Annotated in this window: 7 protein-coding genes; 6 read left to right on the top strand and 1 reads right to left on the bottom strand. The window is 44.5% G+C overall.

The window, feature by feature from the left end; all coding sequences use genetic code 11:
• Window positions 1–1,175: aminotransferase class V-fold PLP-dependent enzyme (locus K1X84_15995; protein ID MBX7153130.1), on the bottom strand; the 1,175-nt coding region annotated here is incomplete at its 3' end.
• Window positions 1,176–1,322: 147 nt separating this feature from the next.
• Between K1X84_15995 and K1X84_16000 the strand changes: the two genes are divergently transcribed.
• The 6 genes from K1X84_16000 to K1X84_16025 form a co-directional block, all read left to right on the top strand.
• Window positions 1,323–1,829 carry a hypothetical protein gene (locus tag K1X84_16000; GenBank protein ID MBX7153131.1) on the top strand — a complete coding sequence of 169 codons (507 nt, stop codon included), beginning with the start codon at window positions 1,323–1,325 and terminating at the stop codon, window positions 1,827–1,829.
• A gap of 4 nt (window positions 1,830–1,833) precedes the next feature.
• Complete coding sequence (locus tag K1X84_16005) at window positions 1,834–2,367, top strand: PH domain-containing protein (protein ID MBX7153132.1); 534 nt, start codon at window positions 1,834–1,836, stop codon at window positions 2,365–2,367.
• A gap of 45 nt (window positions 2,368–2,412) precedes the next feature.
• Window positions 2,413–3,108 carry an MCP four helix bundle domain-containing protein gene (locus K1X84_16010; GenBank protein MBX7153133.1) on the top strand — a complete coding sequence of 232 codons (696 nt, stop codon included), beginning with the start codon at window positions 2,413–2,415 and terminating at the stop codon, window positions 3,106–3,108.
• Between the two features lie 32 nt (window positions 3,109–3,140).
• Window positions 3,141–3,578: a DUF2721 domain-containing protein gene (locus K1X84_16015; GenBank protein ID MBX7153134.1), complete on the top strand. Its 438-nt coding sequence runs from the start codon at window positions 3,141–3,143 to the stop codon at window positions 3,576–3,578.
• Window positions 3,579–3,683: 105 nt separating this feature from the next.
• Entirely contained in the window at window positions 3,684–6,146 is a 2,463-nt protein-coding gene (locus K1X84_16020) for an ABC transporter permease (GenBank protein MBX7153135.1), read from the top strand.
• A gap of 159 nt (window positions 6,147–6,305) precedes the next feature.
• The coding region (locus K1X84_16025) for a GWxTD domain-containing protein (GenBank protein MBX7153136.1) at window positions 6,306–8,467 on the top strand (2,162 nt) is incomplete at its 3' end.

Raw genomic sequence — 8,467 nt, forward strand, 5'->3', positions numbered from 1 at the left:
GAACAACCTCCGCGGACCTGAATTCCAAAATAATCGTTGAGCAATTTCACGCCCAAATTATAATGCAACCCGTCAATGTAGAATGATATCACGGCGAGACGATGTTCGTGTTCGTCCGCCAGAATATGCAATCCCGGAATCGCGCGCAAAGCCTTAAAAATTTCCGGCAAAAATTCTTCTTCACGTTTCAGCATGATTTCCGGGTTCATTTTTTCTTTCAGTCGTATGCACAATGCCGCTTTAATGGTTTGCAAAAACGGCGGCGTTCCGCCGTCCTCACGCACTTCGATATTATCCAGAAAACTCACTTCACCCCACGGATTAGTCCAATTCACCGTTCCTCCGCCGGGTTGATCGGGAATTTTATTGACGTATAAATCCGAATTAAATATCAACACTCCGGGCGTGCCGGGCCCGCCGAGAAATTTATGCGGCGAAAAATAAATGGCATCGAGCTTCTCCAAAGGATCGGACGGATGCATATCGATCGGCACGTAGGGAGCGGAACAGGCAAAATCAACAAAACAAAGCCCGCCGGCTTCGTGCATCATTTTAGCGATTGTGTGATACGGTGTACGAATGCCCGTAACATTGGAGCAGGCTGTAACGGACGCGATTTTTTGACGATGATGATACCGCTTAACCGCATCGGCAAAAAAATTCAAATCGACGGCGCCGTTTTCATCCGGTGGAACGCATACCACTTCGCCGATCGTTTCTAACCACGACGTATGATTGGAATGATGCTCCATGTGCGTGACAAAAACAACTGGGCGTTCGTTTTCTGACAAATGTAAATGCCGCACCGCTTGTTCAGGAACACGTAATCCGAGCAGGCGTTGAAATTTATTGATCACGCCCGTCATGCCGGAACCTTGAGTGATGATGACATCTTTCGTACCGGCATTCACATGGCGCTTGATAATAGCATGTGCTTCATGATACGCCTCGGTCATATACGTTCCAGTGATGGTCGTTTCCGTATGTGTATTGCCGACGAAAGGACCGAAGCGATAAAGCATTTTCTCCTCGATCGACCGGTACAACCGCCCACTGGCCGTCCAGTCGGCATATACGATCCGGCGTTCGCCGTGCGGCGTTTTGAACGTCTGTTCGTAACCGATGATATTATTTCGGAAAGGCTCGAAATATGATTCTAATGAATGGGTCTTCATGCGCACCTGAAGGCAGATTAACAGCCTAATGTACCGTATTAAATCGTCAAAAAAATGAGATAAGTCAGGTTTTGAATATGTAAAACTTTATGTTGAAATTACTGTCTAAGTGGCTTAAAATTACTTTACTTTTAAATCCAAAAAAACGTGCGAAACATATTTTCGGTTATTTTATTATTGAACGTGTACAACGTGCTGAATGCGCAACAACCAATTGATCAGATAAAATGGATCGATCTTGGCTTTGGTAAGGCTAAAGTGCGGCATCAATTTGAAGGAATAAATTTCTCGATAAACGGTAATGGCAAATTGGTACCTTTTTTGACCCAACAAGTTGGTCTGAATTCCACCTTCCCATTTGAACTTTTTGGAGGTTCATCCAGCAGTCACTCATTTGTTCATACCAATATCGGCTCAGGGTGGACGACACGCGTTTTCATGCTGACAGGTTTTATCGGACCAGCCTTTGTATTCCACAAAAATGAAGATCATGGCGATTTTAAATCGGCCATAGGATTCAATGTCAATATGAAGTTACTTCTAAAATTCTCGACGCACTATGGAGTCGGGCTGGAAGCCTTTAAAATGAACAGCCGTGTAGGGAACAGCATCGGAATAAAAATAGTTTTACATATTTCAAATGGATTGGAATAGAAACATGTCAACCGAACCCAATAATCCGGTTCTTCTCAAGGCTTCCTTCAATCCGATCATCAGAGCTTATATCATTTTTTATGTAAGTATGGTTTTGCTAAGCACAATTGTCGGAATTCCGCTGATGATCATCTGGCTTTTGGGTGTTGGAAAATGGTATAGCCGGCATTATTTTGATAAATTAGAATGCGAATTGACGCATCATACGCTGCGATTTAAAAAAGGAATTTTACTGCAGATCGAGAAAACGATCCCTCTCGAAAACATTCAGGACATGACCTTTATTGAAGGCCCGCTGCTGCGACATTTTAATCTGTGCATCCTTAAAATCGAAACCGCCGGACAATCGCATCATAACAGTAATGAAATGAAATTGGTCGGAATTAACGATGCCCCGGCTTTTCGCGCAGCTGTCCTGGGACAACGGCAGAAGTTGGCCGAGAAAAAAACTACCGTCGATCCGACAGTGGTCTTGACTGAAATAAGAGAATCGCTTCTCCGGGTTGAAGACCTTCTGAAAATGCTCAATAAGAAATAACGTTATTCATTGTAATAATTGTTTTATACAAACGATGGAGGCCTTATGAATTCTTTCAAAAGACTTTTTATTATATCCGGTTTGATTGTCATGATCGGGTTGATCGCAACGGTTGTTTTCTTAAACGAGATTCATGATTCATCAAAAATGATTGAACGCAATTGGCTTCCCAGCGCTATTCATGTAAGCCATATCAATACTCTGACATCGGATTACAGGATTCTCGAACTGCAGCATATTCTGTCGTTGGAGCAAAATCAAATGATCGCTTATGAAGAACAAATGGATCAAAAGACGGCCATGATCCACGCGGAAATGGCGTCGTATGAACCTTTGATTACGACGGATAATGAGAAACAATTGTACGCCGTATTTGGGTCAAAATGGAGTGAATACTTGAAGCACAGCGCTGTTTTATTGCAGCATTCGCGTAAAAACAGCAACAGCGAGGCGACGGCTATTTCACGCGGGGAAGCGGAAATATTGTTCAACGATTTGTCGAATTCGCTGGTCGAACTCGTCAAAGAAAATAAATCGGCCGCTCAATTGGAAAGCACATCGGCGGGATATTGGTTCGCCGGATCTCTGATCAATTTGATTTTCATGGCCGGTATTGCCGGTGTTTTTATTTATAAAACAACCCGCCGGTTGAAAGGTATGTTCGATCGTGTCGTGCGCGTATGCACCAATATCATCACCGAACAATCGTATATTACTGCGGAATCAGGTTCAACCAAGTAACTATAACCGAAAGAACCACTCCGAAAAGTCGTATGCCTTTTGAACAATTGACTAAAATTCTGCAGTCGTCCATTTCTCCGGTTGCATTAATTTCGGGCATTGGACTGCTTTTGCTGGCGATGACGAATCGCTACGCTCGTACGACCGATGGCGCCCGTGCCCTGGCACGACAATACAAAGAATCGTTACCGGAACACCGTGCCAATTTAGCGATTCAAATCAAAATTTTATTTGAACGTTCAAAACTTCTTCGGCTGTCGATCATTTTTGCCGCTATTTCGATTTTCTGTGCCAGCCTTTTGATCCTGTTGATATTTGTAAGCTATTTTCTCGATATCGATTTGCATCACGTCATTCTCGCCGTATTTGCCATTAGTTTTATTGCACTCATCATATCCCTCAGCTTTTTTATCAAAGACCTCACGCTGTCGCTCAATGCATTAAAGCAGGAACTGACCGATTTTATCTGAGACCAGCCGGATATTTTTTTAAAATTGGCGTAACTTTTTATCGGTCAGTTACGTTGTATTTCTGCGTTCCCCATTCAATATTCCTTTTTTTACAAGGAGAGTGTTATGATCAAAAATTATCTTCTTGTTGCCTTTCGTACCATGTTGCGTAACAAAGTTTTTTCCGCCATTAATGCGTTGGGGCTCGCCCTGGGGCTTGCGGGATTCTGGATCATCATGCAATACGTAACGTTCGAGCGCAGCTATGATAATTTTCACGCTAACGGCGATAATATTTACCGCGTACAACTCGATCAGTATAAAAACAACGAACTTATTTTCAAAAGCTCCGAAAATTATCCTGCCGTAGGGCCGGCGCTCGTAGAGGATTTTCCGGAAATCGTATCCAATGCCCGATTATATAATCTCGGCTCGAAAAACAACGTCGTGATTACTTACCAGGACGCTCCGGGCGGCCCGATTCAATTCAAACACCGCCGCTTCCTGTACGCCGATTCGTCTTTTCTTCCGATGTTTTCTTATAAAATGGTTTTCGGTGATGCGGCTACGGCATTGAGCGAACCGTTTTCAATGGTGATCTCTGAATCCTACGCCAAAAAATATTTTGGTGATGCCAACCCTATTGGGAAATTTCTCCGCATGCGCGACGACGACTTCAATGACGAATTATGTAAAATCACCGGCGTCGTTCAGGATCCTCCGGATAACACACATTTGAAATTCGATGTACTTATTTCATATAAAACGCTTTATACACGGTTTGAAAAAGCCCGGAACCGGTATGATCAAAACTGGGGACGGAAGGATATGTACACGTATATCCTCGTTCAGCCGGGAACCGATATGGCCGCACTGCAGGCGAAATTCCCCGATTTCATCAAAAAACATATTCCGGATTTGGAAAAACAGTTTCGACGCGACGAATTGTCTCTGCAGCCGCTTAGGGATATCCATTTATATTCCCGCCTCACCGATGAGGCCGAGCCCAACGGTAACGGTAATTCCGTATATTTCCTGACGATCATAGCCATTTTTATCATCGTTATCGCGTGGATCAACTACGTCAATCTGGCCACGGCGCGTTCCATGGATCGCGCAAAAGAAGTCGGCGTACGCAAAGTCATGGGCGCTGAAAAAAACCGTTTGATGCTCCAGTTTTTAGTCGAATCGTTTTTAATTAATTTTATCGCTTTGCTTCTATCTTTTCTGATCGTTTTCAGCGTCTGGCCGTCATTCAAAGAAATGACGGGTATTCCGATTAATTTTGTTTTGTGGAAAGAACTTTGGTTTTTGGGATTAGTGCTGCTGATTTTCTCGGCCGGTTCTTTCCTTTCCGGAATTTATCCGGCGCTGGTCTTGTCCGGATTCGAACCGGTGACGGTTTTGAAAGGCAAATTTAAAAATTCGTCGCGTGGCGTCTGGCTCCGAAAAAGTCTTGTTGTGGCACAGTTCGCCGCGTCCGCGGCACTGATCGTCGGCACGTTGACCGTGTATCAGCAACTGTCACACATGCGCAATGCCGATCTGGGAATGAATATTGAACAAACTTTAATCGTGGAACGTCCCGGTGTCGTCGAAACACGTAAAGGCCGTGCCGATCAAGTAAAAACTTTTAAAGAAACGTTAAAACAAAATTCAGCGATCAAGGGCGTTACAGCCTCCGTCGTTGTCCCTGGTAAAAAATTGCGCTTTAAAACCGAAACGCGCCAATTCTCTCAATCCGCAAACACAGCGGTTCCGGTTGCGTATGCAACCATGGATTATGATTTTATTCAGACGTTTGATATGAAGTTGATTGCCGGGCGTAATTTTTCGCCTGCTTTTCCCCAGGATCCCGATACATCGGTCATTCTGACGGAATCGACGTCACGATTGCTCGGCTTTTCCACGCCCGAAGAAGCGATCGGAAAAACGCTGGCCATCGACGCATTTAAATATTATCCCATTATCGTGGGTGTCGTCGCCGATTACCATCACGAGTCGCTCGAACTTGAAACGCAGCCGACCATGTTTGCGTGCGATTTATCCAATGCTGAATATTTCATGATCAAAGTTACCCGCGATAATATCATGGGTACGATCGAATTCGTTCATCAAACATGGGACAAGATTTTTCCCGGCAACCCGTTCGATTACTTTTTCCTCGACGACTACTTTAATCAACAGTACAAAGCCGATCAGACGTTCGGCAAAGTTTTCGGGTTGTTTGCGTTATTGGCCATCATCGTGGGTTGTCTCGGTCTGTTCGGTTTGTCGTCATTTACGATTTCCCAGCGCATTAAAGAAATCGCCATCCGCAAAATTTGCGGCGCATCGCTTCCGCGCCTGTTAGCGCATCTTTGTAAAGATTTTGTTTCTTTAGTGGCCGTAGCCAGCGTCATTGCATGGCCGATCATGTACTGGATAATGACAGAATGGCTGGCCCGGTTTGCGTCGCGCATAACCATCGGATGGGAAGTTTTTGCCATCTCGGGACTGGCGATGCTCGTCATCGCAATCCTCACGGTGAGCTATCAGACAATCAAAGCGGCGCTGACAAATCCGGTAACATGTTTACGATATGAATAAGAATGCTGCGAACCGCGGATAACTCACATCCGATAAGACTTCCATGATTTGAGTTATCCGTGTGTCGGTAGTTCCGGCTTGACATTCCGAATCCTCCTGTTTAATTTCACTTATCTCTCTACACTTCTCAAGTCCCATCTTACTTTAAGTAGGAAAGTTATGATCCGTATACTCAGCATTATTATTTTGTTTGCGTCGACAGCATGGACGCAAGATATGGCTGACGGTATTATTGCATTAGGAAAAAAACTTGCCGACAACCCCGATGATGATGCCGTTCGCTTTGAATTGGCTCAGCAATATTACAAGATGGGCGGAAACGAAGAAGTCATTCGCCTGTACGAGAAAAAATTTTCAAGAAGCGCCGCTCAACCTGCCGAATATAAACTGTACGCAGCCGCACGGTTGAAAACGTTTGAATATTCCAATGCGATGGTCAAAGATTTTACGCGTTGGTTTGGCGCCGACGAAAAAATCAAACTAGCAGAAATTGCTTTGGAAAAGTCTTTATCGATCAATCCTCAGGATCCGCAAGCATACTTTTTACTTGGCATGGCTAAATACTTCAGAACCAATTACGATGAATCTGAAGTATATTTTAAACAGGCGCTGTCTTACGGAATGTCGTTTGAAACTTTCGGTTTTTCCGACGCTTCGGTTCAACTGGCAACCGTACTGCGGACATTGAAGAAATTTGACGAAGCCATACCTCTGCTGCAAGGCCGTGACGATGCCACCATGGAGCTTTTTGCGATTTATCTTGAACAGGGAAACGAAACCAAAGCGTCAGAATTATATTACCAATTAAACAACGAAGCCAAAGACGATGAAAAAGTTGAACATCTTTTTTTAGACGCATCGCCTATTGCCTCGTCGGAAGAAACCAAAGAATGGCTGAATCTCAAAACCCAGGACGAAAAGAAAAAATTTATTTCACGTTTTTGGAAACAACGCGATCCCAATATTTTTACGCCGACTAATGAGCGGTTGACAGAACATTACCGGCGATTGCAGTATACTCGAACTTTTTTCGCCAAGCCCGGCATTCCCGGTTATGACGACCGAGGTCTGATTTATATTCGCATGGGTAAACCGGACCGCGTTTTTTACGGTGGCGACGGCATGATCATGAAAGACAATGAATCCTGGATCTATGACAATGGCGACAAAGTTTTAATCTACGATTTTGTCTCGCAATACGGCCAGTACGTTCTGGGCAATCTCGCCGATGCTATAGGACCGGGGCTTACCTCCGTTGCACAATTGGGCGCATTACAAGGTATGTATTCGGAAAGAGCCATTTTTAATCCTTATTATGAACGTATGGCATTACGCATGAAGGCGCTGCAGAACAACCTTTCCGCCAATCCCGGCGGCGCTTCGTATGCCCGTTATCAGCAGGAACTTTCTTTGTTAAAGCAAAATCTTCTGACCGAACAGTATGCACGCAATTACGAGAAAGACAATACGCAACGATTTTTCATGCGTTCTGATGTACCGGAAATACCTATCAACGTAAAATTTGCAAGTTTTAAAGACGTTGACGGCCAATCGCGTCTCGATTTTTATTTTATGACGCCGTTCAGCTATCTCAATTTTAAATCAAATCCGTTTGAGCAGAATTTACTGGCGTCGAATGTCACGGCCAAAGCGAAAATTTTCGATAACGATTACAATGAAGTCGGAAAAATCGAGCGCGAATATTTGCTGTCTTCGACACCGATGGACGTGGCCGTGCGGTCGCTGTTGGACGAATTCCGCATTACGCTGAAACCCGGAAAATATCACGTCGCCATTCAATTGGAAAATAATCTCGCCGAAAAAATCGGCAGCTATCAATTTGAAGCGATGGTCAGAGATTACAGCCAAGACGAGCTGATGGTCAGTGATTTACAAATGGCGTTGCGGGTCGATGAAAATGCCGATCCCGGTAAATTTGTCAAACCCAATACGCGTCTGCGTGTGGTGCCGAATCCCGCCGCACTCATCGTTAAAAAGAATCCGATGGCCGTCTATTACGATATTTATAATCTCACACTCGACAATAACGGCCACAGTTCATACGAAGTCGCTTATACGGTTAAAACTCTGAATGAAAAAAAGGGGCTCGTACTGGCCATCGCGCGACTTTTTACCGGCAAGAAAAGAACGTCGTTGAGCTCAGTTACGCAAAAACAAGGCGAGTCGACCATGCAGCGCGAATACATCGGGCTTGACATCAGCGACCTTCCGGAAGGCGCAGCTCAACTGGAAGTAAAAGTCAAAGATTTATTGGCCGGCAAAGAAACCGTGTCTACCATTCCGCTTAATCTGACAAGCGG

The organism is bacterium (genome assembly GCA_019695335.1).
Lineage (GTDB): Bacteria > CLD3 > CLD3 > SB21 > SB21 > JABWBZ01.

Coding starts and splice junctions, on each gene's coding strand:
- K1X84_16020 (MBX7153135.1), top strand. CDS start 3,684: ATGATCAAAAATTATCTTCTTGTTGCCTTTCGTACCATGTTGCGTAAC.
- K1X84_16015 (MBX7153134.1), top strand. CDS start 3,141: ATGCCTTTTGAACAATTGACTAAAATTCTGCAGTCGTCCATTTCTCCG.
- K1X84_16010 (MBX7153133.1), top strand. CDS start 2,413: ATGAATTCTTTCAAAAGACTTTTTATTATATCCGGTTTGATTGTCATG.
- K1X84_16005 (MBX7153132.1), top strand. CDS start 1,834: ATGTCAACCGAACCCAATAATCCGGTTCTTCTCAAGGCTTCCTTCAAT.